A 17,856-nucleotide genomic window follows, 5' to 3' on the forward strand; every position below is an offset into this window, starting at 1 on the left:
CATGACGCGCAAGGAAACGATCCGCCGCAGCAAAGTTGCCGCCGACAGGGCGGAGCGGCTGATCGCCAACTACCGGCCGCTGCCCGGCGTCGCCGACGAGTTCATTGGCCATGACGGCAGCATCCGGCCGCACTGGATGCGCTTCGTTGAATCGATGGCCGAGCTCGGTCCCGACGAGGTGCAGCATCGCTTTGGCCTCGCTGACCGGCATCTGGCCGATTCCGGCGTCGTTTTTCGCGCCTATGGCACCGAGAATGGGGATGAGCGGCCCTGGCCGCTGTCGCATGTGCCGTTCCTGATCGAGCCGAAGGAATGGGCGCGTCTCGAAGCCGGGCTGATCCAGCGGGCCAAGTTGCTCGACGCCGTTCTGGGCGACGCCTATGGCGACGGCCGGCTCGCGGCTGACGGCGCGCTGCCGGCCGCGATCATTGCCGGCAGCCCGGAATATTTGCGTCCGCTGGTCGGCGCCAAGCCGGTCGGTGGCCATCATCTGCGCTTCTACGCCGTCGATGTCGGGCGAGGACCAGACGGGCGCTGGTGGGTGGTTTCCGACCGCACCCAGGCGCCATCCGGCGCCGGCTACGCGCTGGAAAACCGCATCGCCTTGTCGCGCGCGTTGCCGGACCTCTATCGCAGCTTCAATGTCGAGCGGCTGGCCGGCTTCTTCCAGGCGTTTCGCACCGGGCTCAACAGCCTGAACCGGCACGAGGAAACCCGCGTCGCCCTGCTGACACCAGGCCCGCTCAACGAAACCTATTTCGAGCATGCCTATCTGGCGCGCTATCTCGGCTTCGTGCTCGTCGAGGGCGAGGATCTGACGGTTCGCGACGACACCGTCTACATGCGCACTATCTCCGGCCTGAAGCGGGCCGACGTACTGCTGCGCCGTCTCGATGCCGATTTCGCCGACCCGTTGGAGTTGAATCCCGCCTCGCGGCTCGGCGTGCCGGGCCTTGCCGGCGCCGTTCGACAGCGCAATGTCGCCATTGCCAACGCGCTTGGCTCGGGGCTGGTCGAGGCGCGCGCCATGCTGGGCTTCCTGCCCGGCCTCGCCCGCCGCATCCTCGGCGAGGATCTGATCCTGCCAAATGTCGCGACCTGGTGGTGCGGCCAGACGTTGGAGCGAGACCATGTCATGGCCGAATTCGACCGCATGGTGATCGCCCCGGCGCTCGGCGCCAGCGTGCCCGGACTGCTTGAGCGGGGCGCGGAACTGGGCGGGACGATCGATCCCGAGCGCAAAGCCGATCTGATCCGCGCCATTGGTCGGCGCGGCACCGATTTCGTCGGCCAGGAAGCCGTTCAGCTTTCGACCACCCCCGTCTGGCGGGGCGAGGGCGAAACGGCCCGGCTGGAGCCTCGCCCGTCCATCCTCCGCCTCTATGTCGCGCGCACCAATGACGGCTGGACGGTGATGCCCGGTGGGTTCTGCCGCATCTCCGACCAGCCCGACGCGCGCGCTGTGACGCTGCATCAGGGTGGGGCCTCGGCCGATGTCTGGGTGCTCTCCGACAAGCCGGTGGCAGCGACCACGCTGCTCGCTTCGCCGGATAAGGTCGCGCTGCAACGCAAGACCCAGACCTTGCCGAGCCGGGCGGCGGAAAATCTGTTCTGGCTCGGCCGTTATGTCGAGCGCACCGAGGCGACGCTGCGGATCGTGCGCGCCATCGCCGGTCGGCATATCGACGCGGAATATGACGGAGCGGCGGTTGTTGCCCAACTCGTCGCAACGCTGGCTGCAGGTGGATCGATCGGCGAGGCAGACGAAGAAGCGACCCCGACCGAACGCGCTCTCGCCGTCCTGACCGCGCGCGACGATTTCAATACCGTGCCACGTCTCGCCCAGGCCTCGCGCCGCGCTGCGTCGGTCATTCGGGACCGGTTGTCACCGGATGCCTGGCGCACGGTTGCCGATCTTGAAGCGCTTTTGAACCAGCCGCTGGAGGCCGAAACCGACAGCGACATGCTGGAGCGGGCCAATGCCGCTCTACGGCTGATCGCCGCCTTCTCGGGGCTCGTGCACGAAAATATGGTGCGCCAGCAGGGTTGGCGTTTTCTAGAGGCTGGTCGTCGCATCGAGCGCGGCCTGGCCATCGCCCGCGCCGCCCGCTTTTGCGGCATGTCGGGCAAGCCCGGCGAACTCGATGCACTGCTGGAGCTCGCCGACAGCCAGATTACCTATCGCATCCGCTATGTCATGCTGGCTGCGCGCGTGCCGGTCGTCGATCTGGTGCTGCTGGATGGCGGCAATCCGCGCGCACTCGCTTTCCAGGCGGACCGCATTCGGGCTCTGCTGGCGGATATGCCCGCCCACGCGCCGGCTGGCCTGCTGGCGCCGGCGGATAGGCTCGCGACCCGGCTTGCCGCCGAACTGGGCACGGCCGACGCCGCAGCTCTTGATGGCGACGAGCTGCTTGGTTTCGAGCAGGCTCTGATGAACATTTCCGACGAGATCGCGCTTGCCTACTTCACCCACCGGCGCGCCGCCGATCCGGTCGATGGCGGGGAATGACGATGCTCTACGATATCCGCCAGACCACTCGCTATACCTATGCCTCGCCGGTGCCCTTCGCTCGACAGGTGCTGCGCCTGCTTCCGGTCGCGCGCGACGGCCAGCGCGTCATCGCCGCCGATCTCGTCATCACGCCAGAGCCGACCGAGCGACATGACGACTTCGATTTCTTCGGCAATCGCATCACCACAGTCGCTTTCGCTTTTCCGCATGAGGAACTGACGCTGGAGACGCGGGCGCGCGTTGCCGTCGATCCCGGCGAAACGCGCGACAGCGAGGCGACGCCGAACTGGGAGCAGATCCGCCGCCTCGCTGTTGCCGAGACGGACCTCGGTCCGCTTTCGCCGGTACATTTCCTGTTTGCCAGCCGTGTCATCGCCATCGACGATGCGATCGCAGCATATGCACTCGAAAGCTTTGCGACTGGGCGGCCGATTCTGGCGGCGGCTTTCGATCTGACGTGCCGGATCAAGGCCGATTTCGCCTATGATCCGGAGGCCACCGACGTGACGACATTGCCCGCCGACGCCTTCGCCAAACGGGCCGGTGTTTGCCAGGACTTCGCCCATGTGATGATCGCCGGTCTACGCACGCTGGGGCTTCCCGCCGCCTATGTCAGCGGCTTTCTGCGCACCTTGCCGCCGCCAGGCCAGCCCAGGCTGGAGGGGGCCGACGCCACGCACGCCTGGGTGGCCGTCTGGTGTGGGCGCGAGGTTGGTTGGGTCGGTCTGGACCCGACCAATGGTGTGGTCGCCGCCGCGGATCACGTTGTGCTGGCAATTGGCCGTGACTATTCCGATGCCGCGCCGGTCGATGGCATCATTGTCACCTCCGGCGATCATCAATTGGAGGTCGAAGTGGATGTGCTCGCCATCTCCGGGTCCGATGCCGGATAACATCATTCCAAGACCGAATTTGGCAGTCGAGCGCGACAGGCTGGTATTTCTCGACGGCACACGGTATCAGGACGAAAGCAATTCCCTGCCGCCTTGGCTTGCGGAATCGGTTGTCATGTCTGCCGCGCGAACTTCGACTTCGTAGCGAGAGCGTAGGCTTGCACCGAAAAGCGAGAGCCATTCTAGATAGGATTACGTGACCGTCATGTCTTCCACGTTCGACGTCGTCGCCGATGTGATCGCCCAGACCAGCGAAATTCCGCGCGAAAAGATCACTCCCGAATCGCATGCCATCGACGACCTTGGCATCGACAGCCTCGATTTCCTGGATATCGTGTTCGCGCTCGACAAGAAGTTCGGGATCAAGATCCCGCTTGAGCAGTGGACCCAGGAAGTGAATGCCGGCAAGGCCTCGGTCGAGGATTACTTCCTCCTGAAGAACCTCTGCTCGCACATTGACGACCTGGTCGCCAAGAAGTCCGCCTGACAGGATCGGCGTCGAAGCCACCATGCGTCTTGAATATTTTCAGATGATCGATCGCATCGTCGATTTCGACGCTGCGGCCGGTCGGATTCATGCCAAGGCTTTCGTCCCCGAGACGAGCCCGGTGTTCGAAGGGCACTTTCCCGGCTATCCGATATTGCCGGGTGTGCTCTTGATCGAGACCATGGCGCAGGCATCCGGATTCCTGATCCTCGGCCTGAACGGCCTTTCCCGCATGCCGTTCTTTGCCGGCAGCAAGAAGGCCAAGTTTCGCAAGTTCATCGAGCCGGGCGCCGAGCTCGACGTCTATGCGACGCTGACTCATGACGGCTCCGGCTTTGCCATGACCGAAGCGAAGATCGAGTCGAACGGCCCTATCTGCGATGCGGAACTGATGCTGCGCATCATGGACTTCCCGGCGCCTGAGCTCGTGGAGAACATGCGTGAGCGGGTCCGGCAGATCGGCCTGACGCCGGTCGGAGATGCTGCATGAGCGATCCCCGCGACGTCTGGATCACCGGCATTGGCCTGATCTCCTCGCTCGGCGAGGGGCTGGATGCGCATTGGCAGGCGATGGCTGTCGACCAGCCGCGTGTCGGCAACGTCGACACGGAGCATTTCGCGCCGTTCCCCGTCCTGCCGATGGTGCCGCTCGAACTCGACAAGCAGATCCCCCGCAAGGCCGATCAGCGTCAGATGGAGCCGTGGCAGCGCCTCGGTACCTATGCTGCCGGGCTGGCGCTCGCCGATGCCGGGCTTTCCGGCGATCTCGAGCGCCTTGCGCATATGGATATGATCGTCGCGGCGGGTGGCGGTGAACGCGACGTCGTCGTCGACGGCCAGATCCTGGCCGGCCTCGGCAGCGCGGAAAATCCCGACGCATTCCTGAACGAGCGGCTCGCCAACGATCTCCGCCCGACGCTGTTCCTGGCGCAGCTTTCCAATCTTTTGGCCGGCAACATCTCGATCGTCCACAAGGTGACCGGTTCGTCGCGCACCTTCATGGGCGAGGAATTGGCCGGCATCAGCGCCGTGGAGATCGCCGCGAGGCGCATTCGCGCCGGTGGTCAGGGCGAACAGTTCCTCGTCGGCGCCGCCTATAATGCGGAGCGCAAGGACATGCTGCTGAGCCTCGCGCTTGGCAACACGCTTTGGCAGGGCGCCGTGAATTCCGTCTGGGAGCGTGCGAACGCCGGCGGTGGCATGGTGACCGGCTCGCTCGGCGTCTTCCTCGTGCTCGAATCGCGTGAAAACGCCGAAGCGCGCGGCAAGTCCGGCTATGCCAAGCTCGGTCCGGTGCTTTCCGGTCGCAGCCGCCGCGAGCCCGGCCAGGCCGCCGCCGTGGCGCGCAACCAGATTGACGCGATCCGTCCCTCGCTCGGCGACAAGCCGGTCGGCCTGCTCTCCGGTGCAACCGGCATTGCGAATGCCACGCTCGAAGAGCGCGCGTTGCTGGAATCGCTCGTTGCCGAAGGCACGGTCGGTCCCATCCGCGCCACGCAGAGCCTGATCGGCAACAGTCTCGAAGCCGCATTCCCGGCCCAGGTCGCGCTTGCCGCGCTGGCGCTGTCGCGAAAAGGTTTCTATCGGCCGTCCGATTCATCCGGGCTGGAGCTTGAAGCGACGGACGCCCCCACCCAGATCCTGGCGACGAGCTGGGGTTTCTGGCGCGGCGAGGGCATGGCGCTTCTCGAAGCGATCGACTGAGAAAGGTCACGAGCATGGGCACAGGCAAGACGCGGGATCATCTCGGCCGTCCGGTCGTCGCTGTCACCGGCATGGGCGTCGTCACGTCGCTCGGTCAGGGCATCGACGCCAACTGGTCGGCGCTGACCGCCGGCGAGTCCGGCATCCATCGCATCACGCGCTTCCCGGTTGACCATCTTCGCACCACGATCGCCGGCACGGTCGATTTCCTGTTCGATGAAACGCCGCGCTCGGCCGTACTGACGGAAAAGCTGGCGCATCTCGCCGCCGAGGAAGCGATCGAGCGGGCCAAGATCGGCACGCCGGGCGATTTTCCGGGCATGCTGTTCATGGCCGTTCCGCCGGTCGAACTTGACTGGTCGGTCAAGCGCGAGCTGTTCGACGGCGGCAATTCCGAGAATGACGATCCCTATGATCGCATGATCGAAAGCGGCATGGCGCTCAACAGCGCCGACGCTTACGAATATGCGCTTTATGCCTGCGTCGCCGAAAAGACGGCCGACCATTTTGGCACGCGCGGCGCGCCGATCTCGCTGTCGACGGCCTGTGCTTCGGGCGCTACCGCGATCCAGCTCGGCGTCGAGGCGATCCGGCGCGGCGATACTGATGCGGCGCTTTGCATCGGTACCGATGGTTCGGTGCAGGCCGAATCGCTGATCCGCTTCTCGCTGCTTTCCGCGCTTTCGACCAACAATGAGGATCCGACAAAGGCCTCGCGGCCCTTCTCGAAGAACCGCGACGGATTTGTTATGGCCGAAGGCGCTGGTGCGCTCGTGCTCGAGGATTATGATGCGGCCGTCGCGCGCGGCGCCGAGATCCTGGCTGTCATTCGCGGCGTGGGCGAACAGGCCGACGACTTCCACCGCACCCGTTCCAAGCCGGATGGCTCGCCCGTAATCGGCGCCATGCGCCAGGCGCTTGGCGATGCCGGCATCGGCCTTGACGAGGTCAATTACATCAACGCGCACGGCACTAGCACGCCGGAAAACGACAAGATGGAAGCCCTGTCGCTGGAAGCCGTGTTTGGCGAGCACGTCAGGACGATCCCGATCAGCTCCAACAAGTCGATGATTGGCCATACGCTGACGGCGGCCGGTGCGATCGAGGCAGTGTTCTCGATCCAGACGATCCGCAGCGGCGTCATTCCGCCGACGATCAACCAGGACGTTGCCGACCCTTCGGTGTTGCTCGACGTAGTGCCGAACGTCGCCCGCGAGGCGCCGGTCTCGATGGTGCTGTCGAACTCCTTTGGCTTCGGTGGGCAGAATGCCTGCCTGGTGATCGCTGCCAGCCCGGCCTGATCCGCGACGCTCGGTCCGTGCCCGTGCCTCTGGCATGTTTGGCGCCGAGACGGTAAAGCAGGCGCTGTTCAGAACGACAGACGGAAAACTCATGCGCGCCCTCCAGCTGCTCGCCGACCGCAAGCTCTCGATCGTTGACGTCCCCATGGCCGCCGCGCCCGGTCCCGGCGAGGTCCGCGTGGCAATGGGCGCCGTGGCGCTCAACCACATCGACGTCTGGGGCTGGCGCGGCATGGCGTTCGCCAAGCGCAAGCTGCCGCTCACCGTTGGCGCGGAAGCCGCTGGCACCGTTGAGTCGATCGGCCCCGACGTCGAGGGCGTGAAGGTCGGCGACCGCGTCGCCATCTATGGCGCCGAGACCTGCGGCACCTGTCCCGCATGCCATGCCGGTCGAGACAACCTCTGCGAGAACGTCGCTGGCGTGCGCGGTTTCCACATCGATGGCCTTGCCTGCGAATACGTGACTCTCAAGGCCCGCCATGTCGTCGTGGCGCCCGCCAGCGTCGCCATTCACGACATTGCCTGCACGCCCGTCACCTTCGGCACCGTCCAGCACATGCTGTTCGACAACGCGAAGCTCGAAGCCGGCCAGACCATCCTGATCCAGGCGGGCGGCAGCGGCATCGGAACAGCGGCGATCCAGCTCGCCAAGGCGGTCGGCGCGACGGTGATCACCACCGTCGGCAGCGACGAAAAGGGCGAGAAGGCCAAGGCGCTCGGCGCGGACCACGTCATCAACTATCGCGAGGACCGCTTCGAGGGCGTCGTCCGCAAGATCACCAAGAAGCGCGGCTGCGATGTCGTGTTCGAGCATGTCGGTGTCGATACCTGGGCCGGGAGCATGTTCTCGCTGCGCAAGGGCGGCACGCTGGTCACCTGCGGATCGACCACCGGCATTTCGACCGAGATCAATCTGTTCCAGCTCTACCAGCAGCAACTGCGTCTGATCGGCTCGTTCGGCTGCCGCATCGAGAACATCGCCCAGTCGCTCGCCAAGATCGCGGCGGGCGTCGTCACGCCGGTCATCGATACCGTCGTTCCGCTCGATGACATGGGCGATGCACTGGACCGCATCGAGAAACGCCAGGTCTTCGGCAAGATCATCGTCACGCTCTGATCCAATGGCCCTGCCTGGCAAGAAGAACCCCATAAAGACCTGGATGCGGCGCGTCACGCGCAGCCGTCCGGCCCATGCCGTCATCGCCTTCTGCGTGCGCGGGCTGATCGTCGGCGTGCGTAGCCTCGGCGAAAAGCGCGCCGGCCGCGTCGCCGGTTCGGTGGCGCGCTTCATCGGCCGCTTCGTGCCGGAATCCAAGCTGGCGCGACGCAATCTGGCCGTCGCCTTCCCGGAGAAATCCGATGCCGAGCGGGAGCAGATCCTGCAGGGCGTCTGGAACAATCTGGGCTGCACGGTCGCGGAATATGTCTTCCTCGACAAGCTGGTCGATATCGATCCCGAGCGTCTTGGCGAAGGGCGGATCGACGTTGTCGGCGTCGATCAGTTCCTGGCGATGCGCGACGACGGCAAGCCGGGCATCATCTTCTCGGCCCATCTCGCCAACTGGGAGATCCTCGCTGTTGTCGCGGCGCGCTTCGGCCTGCCGGTCGTATCGTTGTTCCGCGCGCCAACCAACAACGTCATCGCCGAAGACCTGATGCGGCAGCGCGAGCAGATGATGGGCAAGCTTGTCGCTTCCAACCGCGGCGCTACCTTCGAGGTCGGCGCGGCGCTGGATCGCGGCGAGCATATCGGCATGCTGTGTGACCAGCACCATAGCCGCGGACCGAAGGTGCCGTTTTTCGGCCGCTTGGTGCATGCCAATCCGCTCGTGGCGCGCCTGGCCCGGCACTATGATTGCCCGGTGCACGGCGCACGCACCATCCGCCTGCCCGACGGCCGTTTTCGCGTTGAGCTGACGCCGCCGGTCGACATGCCCCGCGACGAAGAGGGCTTGATCGACGTCGATGCCGGCACGGCCAAGGTGATGTCCGTCGTCGAAGGCTGGGTACGCGAAAATCCGGAGCAATGGCTCTGGCTGCACAATCGCTGGCGTTAGGTTTCCTCTTTCGTCCTCGGCCTTCGGGCCACGTCCCGGCAGAACTGCCGGACACCAGCCTTTAAATCCGCGCCGCCGCGTGGCAAACTCTGTTCATGGTTCATTCTCCTGTCCTTGCCGTGCCGCGCGACGGCCGTCAGTCGGAAACGGCGCTGGCGATCCAACGCGGCGTCGGCCGCCTCTTTCGCGCGCATGGCTACGCCGTCGTGACGGAACTGGTACTGGCGACGGGGCGACGGGCCGATGTCATCGCGCTCGGGCCTTCCGGCGAAATCACCATCGTCGAGATCAAGTCGTCGATCGCCGATTTTCGCGCCGACGGCAAATGGCCGGACTATGCGCTCTATTGCGACCGGCTCTATTTCGCCAGCCATGCCGGCGTGCCCCGGGAAATATTCCCCGAACAGGCAGGACTGATCCTGGCCGATGCCTATGGCGCTGAAATTCTCCGGGAGGCGCCGCTTTCGCCGCTGGTCGCCGCGCGCAGAAAAGCGATGACGCTGCGCTTCGCCCAGGCTGCCGCCTACCGGCTGCATGGCCTGTTCGACCCCGAAGCCGGGTTTCGTGAGATCCTTTGATCCGATGTCGTTGACGCTGCGGGCTTGAAGCGTTGGCGCGATGCCGCTAGACGGGATCGGCCAATTCGCAAAAGGAAAAACCCATGAGCAGCATTCGTCGCATCGAGCCGGGCCCCCGCATGAGCGCAGGCGTCGTCCACGGCAACACCGTGTATCTCGCTGGCCAGGTCGGCAATCCGGGCGACGACGTCGCAGCCCAGACCCAGACCGTGCTCGACACCATCGACCGTCTGCTGGCCGAGGCCGGCACCGACAAGTCGCGCATCCTGTCGGCTCAGATCTGGCTGGCCGACATGGCCAATTTCGGCACCATGAACACCGTCTGGGATGCATGGGTCGACAAGGCCAACCCGCCGGCACGCGCCACGGGTGAGTCCAAGCTCGCAACCCCCGCGCATCTCGTCGAAATCATCGTCGTCGCCGCGCTCGCCTGAGCGCCACGACCTTGAACTGCGAACGGGCGCCTCGGCGCCCGTTTTCATATTCCGTCCGTATGGCCGTTCGTTCAGCGCGGTGCGCGCTTCGCCAGGATGCGCTGCAGGGTGCGGCGGTGCATGTTGAGGCGGCGTGCCGTCTCGGAGACATTGCGCTCGCAAAGCTCGTAGACGCGCTGGATATGCTCCCAGCGCACGCGGTCGGCCGACATGGGATTGTCCGGCGGAAGTGCGCGTTCGGCGGGATCGCGGGTCAGCGCCGAAAAAACTTCGTCGGCATCGGCGGGCTTGGCGAGATAGTCGACGGCGCCGAGCTTCACGGCGGTCACGGCCGTTGCGATGTTGCCGTAGCCGGTCAGCACGACCATGCGTGATTCAGGCCGGCGCTTGCGGAGGAGTTCGATCACGTCGAGGCCGTTGCCGTCCTCGAGACGCATGTCGACAACTGCGTATGCCGGCGGCTTCTGGTCCACCTTGCGCAGGCCCTCGGCGACCGAATCAGCCGTTTCCACGGCAAAGCCGCGTGTTTCCATTGCGCGGGCCAGTCGCTGCAGGAAAGCCTTGTCGTCATCAACGATGATGAGCGAGGTATCAGTGCCGGCGAGACCGGCAGATTCCAGGTCTGTCATAGACGTTTAACTCCGCGCCTCCCCGAATTATCTTTTCCTTCCATCCGGGTTATAGGCATCCCAAGCCCCCGCGCCAAGGCCGCCATGCAACCAGAATGGTCAAAACCGCGCGCTCAAAGGGCCGCTCTCGCGGTCAACTGTCCATTGAATGGCTTTCCAGGCCTTTGCGCTCGTCCGATCTGCCCGAAATACCGAGTCGGTCCATGGCGTCGCGCGGCCAGACAATGCGGACGATTGCGCCATGCTCCGGCGCTTCGCGATTGGAGAGAGCAAGCCGCGCGCCTGTGCGCTCCAGCAGCGTCTTGGCGATGAAGAAGCCAAGGCCAAGGCCGCCGGCTTCATGATCCTCCAAGCCTTCCGTCGTGCGCGCTCGTGTCGTCACGTAGGGCTCGCCGATATGGTCGATCACTTCGGACGCAAACCCCGGTCCGTCATCGGCGATCGTCAGCGCCACCTCGTCTGCATTCCACACCGCCGTAACCTCGACGGTCGTCTCGGCGAAGTCGACGGCGTTCTCGACCAGATTGCCGATGCCGTAGAGAATTGAAGGATTGCGCCGGCCGACTGGTTCGCTGTCGCGGTCACCGACGAACTTTACCTGGATGTCGATGCCGGTATCGGCATGCGGCTCAACCACTTCAGCCAGCATATGGCTGACGGGGAGGCGGTCGATATGCTGGCCAGGCTCGGTCGAGAGCGAGGTCAGCTTGCCCAGAATGTCGCGACAGCGCTGGGACTGGCTGCGCAGCAGGGCGATATCCTCGGCATAGGGGCTGTCTGCCGGCAGTTCGCGCTCCAGCTCCTTGGTCACAAGCGCGATGGTCGCGAGCGGTGTGCCGAGTTCATGCGCGGCGGCGGCGGCGAGCCCATCCAGCGCCCAGAGGTGCTGCTCGCGGGCCAATACCAGCTCCGTCGCCGTCAGGGCATCGGCAAGCTGGCGTGCCTCCTCGGAGACGCGGAAGGCGTAGACGCCCATGAAGAACACTGCCGAAACCAGCGCGAGCCAGAAGCCGACCACATAAAGGAACGGCATCGAGAATGTCTCGCCCTCGGGCCAGGGCAGGGGCATGTGCCAGAGAGCGAGCGCCGTCACCGCGGCGATGACCAGCCCGCCCAGCATGACGGTCAGGCGGGGGGCCAGCGTCGTCGCGGACACGATGACCGGTACGATGATCAGCACGGCGAACGGATTCTGCAATCCGCCCGTCAGCGACAACAGAACGGAAAGCTGCAGCACATCATAGGCCAGCAGCAGCGCTGCCGTACGGCCTTGCAGGCGCAGGCTGGATGGATAGCGGATCTTGATGAACAGGTTGAGCCAGGCCGACAGAGCGATCGCCGCCAGGCAGAGCCCGATCGGCATCGGGTATTCCAGCCAGAAGCGCACGAACACCACTGTCGCCGTCTGGCCGATGATGGCGAGCCAGCGCAGCCGAACCAGCGTATCGAGCTTCAGACGGCGCGCGCCGAACCCGTGCGAGGGGAAAGCTTGCTCCGGCATTGTCGCATCACCTGAAGTTGGAATTTGCTTAGTTTGGCCGGCTTATAGCACGAGGCAGGCGATAATGGGCGATCCCGCACGGGCTCTCGACCGCAATACCCTTGCATCCGGGCTAAAATCGCCCTTACATATTGCATTGCACAAGGCTGGCCGCCGCCCTTACTGCCCGACGGAATACCCGGCCGGTCCGATCCCTTCGCGGAGCGGCAGGTGGACGGCATGATGGGTCCCTTATCCTACTATCAGCTCTATGAGCTGAATCACGCGGCGCTGTCGCCGATGCGCGCGGCCGCTGACATGTTCGGTCAGATGCTGAAGAACCCGCTCAATCCCATGAGCCAGACGCCTTTTGGCCGTAACTGGCAGGCAGGTTTGGAGCTGTTCGAGCGGACGACCCGACGCTACGCCAAGCCCGCTTTCGACCTGCCCTCGACCCTCGTCGGCGGCATGCGCGTTCCGGTCACCGAGCATGTCGTCTGGCAGAAGCCGTTCTGCGATCTGATTCACTTCGAGCGCCAGCTTGAACGACCCCGCCGCGATCCCAAGCTCCTGATCGTCGCGCCGATGTCTGGCCACTACGCCACACTGCTGCGCGGCACGGTCGAGGCAATGATGCCGCGCCATGACGTCTACATCACCGACTGGATCGACGCCCGCATGGTGCCGCTGTCGGACGGGCGTTTCGATCTCGACGACTACATCGACTACTTGGTCGAGATGCTGCATTTCCTCGGCGACGACGTGCATGTGATCGCCGTCTGCCAGCCGGCGGTCCCGGTTCTCGCGGCCGTGGCGCTGATGGAGGCGGCCGGCGACCGTTTCGCGCCGCGCTCGATGACGCTGATGGGCGGCCCGATCGACACCCGCATCAATCCGACCGCCGTCAACGAGATGGCACAGGGCAAGAGCCTTGATTGGTTCGCCGAGAACGTCGTGATGCAGGTGCCTTTCCCGCATCCAGGCTGTTTGCGCGACGTCTATCCGGGCTTTCTGCAACTTTCCGGTTTCATGAGCATGAACCTCGATCGCCACGTGACGGCGCATCAGGATCTGTTCAAGCATCTGGTCGCCGGCGACGGCGACAGCGCCACCAAGCATCGCGACTTCTATGACGAATATCTGGCGGTCATGGACCTGACGGCGGAATTCTACCTGCAGACGGTCGATACGGTGTTCATCACCCATGCGCTGCCCAAGGGGGAAATGACCCATCGCGGCGTTCCCGTCGACCTGACAGCGGTCCGCAACGTCGCGCTACTCACCGTCGAGGGCGAGAACGACGACATCTCCGGCGTCGGCCAGACCGAAGCGGCGCAGCACCTTTGCATCAACATCCCGGACGACATGCGGGCGCACTACATGCAGCCCAAGGTCGGCCACTACGGCGTCTTCAATGGCTCGCGTTTCCGGGCCGAGATTGCACCGCGCATCAGTGATTTCGTCCTGACGCATGATGTCGCTCGTCCGTCGGGCAAGCCCGTTCCCGTCGAGTCTGCCCAGGCCAAGGCGGCTCAAGCCAATACAGCGCCGGTCAAGGCTGTTGCGACGAAGCCGACGCCTGCAAAGGCTGTGACAGCCAAACCCATCGCCGCCGGCAAGCCGGTGGCCGCCAGGCCGAAGGCAAGGGCTGCCAAGCCAGTCGAGGTCGCCGCAACAGAAGCGCCGGCGGATGATCTGAAGCGGATCGCCGGCATCGGTCCAAAGCTCGAGGCGAGCCTTAATGCCGCCGGCATCACCCGCCTCGCCCAGATCGCCCGGCTGACCGTCAAGCAGGCGACCGCGCTCGATACCCGCCTCGCGCTCAAGGGGCGTGTCGCGCGCGACAAATGGATCGAGCAGGCCAAGGGGCTTTTGCAAGAGCTTCTGGCAGAGGCGGGCTCGACGAGCCAGGGATCCGCTACGGCATCGGTCAAATAAATACTTCTTGAATCGGGGGGCGTCCTTTCCCACTTCCGTTTCTGGGGGTGCGAGAGAGGAAGGTTCAATGTCTCATACTCAGGCCTTGCGTCCGGGATGGACGCCGCTCACCATCGCGTTGATGGTCCTCGGCTTCTTTGTGTTCTGGCCGCTCGGCCTTGCCATGCTCGCCTACATCATCTGGGGCGACCGGCTACCCGAGTTTCGTCGCAACGCCGAGGGAATGCGCAACGACTTCAAGCGCTCTTTTTCCGGCTGCGGCTGGCAGAGCCGGCGTGAGTCGAACGGTGGCGCGTATTACAGCCAGAGCGGCAATGCCGCCTTCGACGACTATCGCGCAGCCGAATTGAAGCGGCTCGACGAAGAGCGCCGGAAGCTGGATGAAGAGCGCGCCGAATTTGAAACCTTCGTCCGCAACCTGCGTCGCGCTCGCGACCAGGAAGAGTTCGATCGTTTCTCTGCCGAACGCGCCGCGGCACGTCGGAACCAGACGCCCCCCACGCGGGGCGACTCGAACCCCTCGGGGCCGGTGATCGATCTCTGATCGCTGGCTGAGACTGAGAAGGCCGCGCCTCAAGCGCGGCCTTTTTCCATGGACCGTCCTGCTTTCAACCAGATCTGTGAGACTGCCAGGCCAATCCTAGCGCCGTGCCGGGATTGGAACCGAAATGATCGTCGCGACTTGGTGGTGCAGGATCCATCCAATGGGAGAGTGGCATGAGCCTATTCAGTTCGATCAAGAACAAGATCTTCGGCTCCGGACACGCGCAGGCGGCCGAAGTCGCCCCGGAGGCGAAAGCCGCTCCGCAGGCCCAGGCTCCGGCTAGCGCTGCCCCGACGCCCACGGCAGCGGCGCCTACGCAGCCAGCCGCACCGTCGTCCGCTCCCGCATCGACCCCGGCTCCCCAGGCGACCGTTGATGTCGTCGTGGTGCTGACGGCGCTGAGCGCCAAATCCGGCCAGAAGCTCGACTGGAAGAAGTCGATCGTCGACCTCCTCAAGCTGCTCGATCTCGACAGCAGTCTGGCCTCCCGCAAGGCGCTGGCTGAAGAGCTTCACTACACCGGCGACACCAGCGACTCGGCGACGATGAACATCTGGCTACACAAGGCCGTGATGAAGAAGCTGGCTGAAAACGGCGGCAAGGTCCCGGCCGATCTTAGGGACTGATATCCTCTATATTCCGGCAATGTTTCGAAGGGCCGCACCTTACCGTGTGGCCCTTCGTCGTCGTGGATTCGGCTTGTGACACTTTCATGCGATCCTTGACCGACGAATCACTTGATCAACGAGCCATCTGACCGACGACCCATGGGTTTTTTCGAGCGCATCACCGGTAGTGCCACGCGCGTCGCCGCCAAGCCGGATCATTGCCATGTCGAGATCGACGGCGAGCCGGTGCGGGTGACCTTGCTCTGGAACGAGCGCGCCCGGCGCTACACACTTCGACTGCGTGGCTCCGTGCGTGAGCCCGTCGTCACCATTCCCGCCCGGGGCAAGCTTTCCGAAGCGCGTGCTTTTCTCGATCGTAATCGCGGCTGGCTTCAGGCGCGTCTCGCTGCCCTGCCGGTGGCGACGCCGCTGGCAGACGGCGCTTCCATTCCGCTGCGCGGCACGCCTGTGCGCATCGTCCATAAACAGGGTCGCGGTGTTGTCAGCCTGCAGGATAGCGACGGTGAAACGGTCCTCGTCGTACCCGGCGAGATTGCCCACCTGCCGCGCCGCGTCACCGACTTCCTGAAGCGCGAGGCGCGCCGCGATCTCGAGATTGCGACGGCCCGACATGCGGCGTCGCTCGGCGTTACGGTCAAGGCCATCCGGCTCGGCGATCCGACCAGCCGCTGGGGCTCCTGCTCCTCGTCCGGAACGATTGCCTATTCCTGGAGGATGATCCTGGCGCCGCCCGCTGTGCTCGACTATCTCGCCGCTCATGAAGTGGCGCATCTGCGTGAGATGAACCATTCGGCTCGCTTCTGGCGGCATGTCAAATCGATTTGCCCCGCCATGGAGGAGGCCAAGTCATGGCTCACCCGTCATGGCGCGTCGCTGCACGCCGTTGGAGCGGAGTGACGGGCAGCGTCGCTCCTTGCGGATGGGCTCCGGCTATGATTGAAGCTGATACCCTGGTAGGGGGACCGATATCATGTCAGCCGAAATGTCGCCTGTGTTCGCCGTATCGAGCTGGAGCTTGCACCGAGCCCTTGGCCTGACCTATCCGAACCGGCCCGATCATGACGTCGTACCGCCGCCCGAGGCGACCTATGGCTCCGGCCGGATGGCACTGATCGACATGCCCCGCGCGGTGGCGGCGCTTGGTATCCAGCGCATCGAGGTCTGCTCGTTCCATCTCCCCAGCCGCGACGCAGACTATGCGGCGGCGTTCAGGGCGGCGCTGGACGAAGCCGGCGTCACCTTTCAGACCCTGCTGATCGAATATGGCGACATCACCGATCCGGCGACGCGCGAGCGTGACCTGGCCTGGATGGAGAGCTGGATCGACACGGCAGCCTTGTTCGGGGCCGAGCAAGCGCGCGTCATCGCCGGCCGCGCCCTGCCAACCCGCACCGCGCTCGACGCGAGCATCACCGGCCTGACACGTCTCGGCCATTACGGCGAGGCGCGCGGGGTTCGCATCATTACCGAGAATTGGTACGAGCTTCTGCCCGGTCCGCGCGAAGTGCGCTACATGTTCGATCGGCTGGACGAGACGGTGGCTCTCAACGGCGATTTCGGCAACTGGTCGGGTCCGACCAAATATTCCGATCTGGAGGCGATCTTCGATCTCGCCACCTGCTGCCATGCCAAGGCGGATTTCGGCGGCGGAGTCCTGCATGCCGAGGATTACCGGCGCTGCCTGGCGGCGGCGGACGCCGCCGGTTTCCGTGGCCCGTTCACGCTGATCTATGATGGACCCGACGACGACGAATTCGCCCATCTGCTGATCGAGCGCGATTTCATCCGGCGTCATTTTGAGGAAGCGCGCGTTAATCTGGTCTAGGCGCGCCTCGTCGCGTTTTCTCTGCGCGAACCCGAACCGACTTCCTTAAGAAAACGCTCTAGCGGACCAGGTTCAGCGTCCTCGTGCCGGGCTTTGGGGCCGGCTTGTGTGCTTCGGCTGCGGGCCGGGCCGGCTCGGCCGCGGGGGCCGGCTTCGCAGGCTCGGCCACCTTGGGTTCAACGGCCTTGGGCGGCTCGAAATCGAAGGAATAGTCGGCGAGCAGCTCGATCGCCTTGGCGAAGATCGCTTCTTCGCGACGTGTCTTCTCCGCTTGCTCGCGCGTGTCGGCGGCGCGGCGTTCCAGCACCTTGCGAATGATGTTGTCGCCCTCGCGCTTGCGGAAGCGGGCGGCCATCGCCTCGGCGCGCTTCGCCTGGCGCTCCAGCTTGCGGATACCGACGCCGATATCGCCCTTCTGCTTGGTCAGCGTGTCGCGGATCGGCGCGATCAGGTCTACCGCTTCGAAGGGGAGGTCGCTTTCGAGTACCGAGGCGACCAGCGCGTGGATACGCTCCATTGCCCGGCCGGCGATATCGTCGATTGCCAGTTCACCCTCATAGCCGCTCTCGTCATATGCCTTGCGGCGGTCGGGATCGGACAAGATCGCATAGGCATGGCTGAGCGTGTGAAAAGCCTCGGCAGTGCCGCCGGCATCGGGATGGGCGGCGCGGGCGCGCTGGCGATAGGCCTTGTCGATTTCGGCCGGGGTCGCGTCGGGTTCGACCGCCAACTCGCGGTACAGTTTGCGCTTGTCGGCCATTGCCGGATGACTCCCTGGGCCGGGCGCCCGGCCTCTCCTCGCGGAGAGGCGAACTTTGAAATGAAGCGCCGCGAACCGGCGC

The 17,856-nt window shown here is 64.8% G+C and carries 18 protein-coding genes; 15 read left to right on the forward strand and 3 right to left on the reverse strand.

Annotated features, from left to right (window positions below; translation table 11 throughout):
• Position 1: 1 nt before the first annotated feature.
• The 10 genes from OSH12_RS21745 (at position 2) to OSH12_RS21790 (ending at position 9,969) form a co-directional block, all read left to right on the forward strand.
• Positions 2 to 2,512 carry a circularly permuted type 2 ATP-grasp protein gene (locus tag OSH12_RS21745; protein ID WP_266345727.1) on the forward strand — a complete coding sequence of 837 codons (2,511 nt, stop codon included), beginning with the start codon at positions 2 to 4 and terminating at the stop codon, positions 2,510 to 2,512.
• A gap of 2 nt (positions 2,513 to 2,514) precedes the next feature.
• Positions 2,515 to 3,408: a transglutaminase family protein gene (locus OSH12_RS21750; protein WP_266345783.1), complete on the forward strand. Its 894-nt coding sequence runs from the start codon at positions 2,515 to 2,517 to the stop codon at positions 3,406 to 3,408.
• Positions 3,409 to 3,613: 205 nt separating this feature from the next.
• A complete protein-coding gene (locus OSH12_RS21755; RefSeq protein WP_266345728.1) occupies positions 3,614 to 3,895 on the forward strand; it encodes an acyl carrier protein in 282 nt (93 codons plus the stop codon).
• A 22-nt stretch (positions 3,896 to 3,917) separates the two neighbouring features.
• Positions 3,918 to 4,385, forward strand: coding sequence for a 3-hydroxyacyl-ACP dehydratase FabZ family protein (locus tag OSH12_RS21760; protein WP_266345729.1), 468 nt, complete (start codon positions 3,918 to 3,920; stop codon positions 4,383 to 4,385).
• Positions 4,382 to 5,599: a beta-ketoacyl-ACP synthase gene (locus tag OSH12_RS21765; protein ID WP_266345730.1), complete on the forward strand. Its 1,218-nt coding sequence runs from the start codon at positions 4,382 to 4,384 to the stop codon at positions 5,597 to 5,599. The genes OSH12_RS21760 and OSH12_RS21765 overlap by 4 nt, the downstream gene beginning before the upstream one ends.
• Positions 5,600 to 5,613: 14 nt before the next feature.
• Positions 5,614 to 6,900, forward strand: a complete 1,287-nt coding sequence (locus OSH12_RS21770) for a beta-ketoacyl-ACP synthase (protein ID WP_266345731.1) — start codon at positions 5,614 to 5,616, stop codon at positions 6,898 to 6,900.
• A gap of 91 nt (positions 6,901 to 6,991) precedes the next feature.
• Positions 6,992 to 8,017, forward strand: coding sequence for a zinc-binding dehydrogenase (locus tag OSH12_RS21775; RefSeq protein ID WP_266345732.1), 1,026 nt, complete (start codon positions 6,992 to 6,994; stop codon positions 8,015 to 8,017).
• 43 nt (positions 8,018 to 8,060) lie between these two features.
• A complete protein-coding gene (locus OSH12_RS21780; RefSeq protein ID WP_266345733.1) occupies positions 8,061 to 8,957 on the forward strand; it encodes a lipid A biosynthesis lauroyl acyltransferase in 897 nt (298 codons plus the stop codon).
• 95 nt (positions 8,958 to 9,052) lie between these two features.
• The gene (locus OSH12_RS21785; RefSeq protein WP_266345734.1) at positions 9,053 to 9,535 is read left to right on the forward strand and encodes an MmcB family DNA repair protein; all 483 of its coding nucleotides are present in this window, start codon (positions 9,053 to 9,055) and stop codon (positions 9,533 to 9,535) included.
• A gap of 83 nt (positions 9,536 to 9,618) precedes the next feature.
• Entirely contained in the window at positions 9,619 to 9,969 is a 351-nt protein-coding gene (locus OSH12_RS21790) for a RidA family protein (RefSeq protein ID WP_266345735.1), read from the forward strand.
• A 71-nt stretch (positions 9,970 to 10,040) separates the two neighbouring features.
• On the opposite strand, the gene OSH12_RS21795 is transcribed toward OSH12_RS21790, so the two are convergent.
• Both OSH12_RS21795 and OSH12_RS21800 read right to left on the reverse strand, forming a co-directional pair.
• A complete protein-coding gene (locus OSH12_RS21795; RefSeq protein ID WP_266345736.1) occupies positions 10,041 to 10,598 on the reverse strand; it encodes an ActR/PrrA/RegA family redox response regulator transcription factor in 558 nt (185 codons plus the stop codon).
• A 133-nt stretch (positions 10,599 to 10,731) separates the two neighbouring features.
• A complete protein-coding gene (locus tag OSH12_RS21800; RefSeq protein ID WP_266345737.1) occupies positions 10,732 to 12,099 on the reverse strand; it encodes an ActS/PrrB/RegB family redox-sensitive histidine kinase in 1,368 nt (455 codons plus the stop codon).
• A 222-nt stretch (positions 12,100 to 12,321) separates the two neighbouring features.
• On the opposite strand from OSH12_RS21800, the gene phaZ reads away from it, so the two are divergent.
• From phaZ to OSH12_RS21825, 5 genes are all read left to right on the forward strand, one after another.
• Positions 12,322 to 14,016 (forward strand): polyhydroxyalkanoate depolymerase, encoded by a 1,695-nt coding sequence (gene phaZ / locus OSH12_RS21805; RefSeq protein WP_266345784.1) that lies wholly within the window; start codon positions 12,322 to 12,324, stop codon positions 14,014 to 14,016.
• A gap of 67 nt (positions 14,017 to 14,083) precedes the next feature.
• Entirely contained in the window at positions 14,084 to 14,560 is a 477-nt protein-coding gene (locus OSH12_RS21810) for a DUF2852 domain-containing protein (protein ID WP_266345738.1), read from the forward strand.
• Positions 14,561 to 14,733: 173 nt separating this feature from the next.
• A complete protein-coding gene (locus tag OSH12_RS21815; protein WP_266345739.1) occupies positions 14,734 to 15,186 on the forward strand; it encodes a DUF3597 domain-containing protein in 453 nt (150 codons plus the stop codon).
• A gap of 141 nt (positions 15,187 to 15,327) precedes the next feature.
• Entirely contained in the window at positions 15,328 to 16,086 is a 759-nt protein-coding gene (locus tag OSH12_RS21820; protein WP_266345740.1) for a M48 family metallopeptidase, read from the forward strand.
• A 73-nt stretch (positions 16,087 to 16,159) separates the two neighbouring features.
• On the forward strand, positions 16,160 to 17,014 hold the full coding sequence (locus tag OSH12_RS21825; RefSeq protein WP_266345741.1) for a sugar phosphate isomerase/epimerase family protein: 855 nt from the start codon (positions 16,160 to 16,162) through the stop codon (positions 17,012 to 17,014).
• A gap of 58 nt (positions 17,015 to 17,072) precedes the next feature.
• Here the strand turns inward: OSH12_RS21825 and OSH12_RS21830 are convergent, their stop codons facing one another.
• Positions 17,073 to 17,774 (reverse strand): DnaJ domain-containing protein, encoded by a 702-nt coding sequence (locus OSH12_RS21830; RefSeq protein WP_266345742.1) that lies wholly within the window; start codon positions 17,772 to 17,774, stop codon positions 17,073 to 17,075.
• Between the last annotated feature and the right edge of the window lie 82 nt (positions 17,775 to 17,856).

Source organism: Kaistia terrae (assembly GCF_026344005.1).
Classification (GTDB): Bacteria; Pseudomonadota; Alphaproteobacteria; order Rhizobiales; family Kaistiaceae; genus Kaistia; species Kaistia terrae.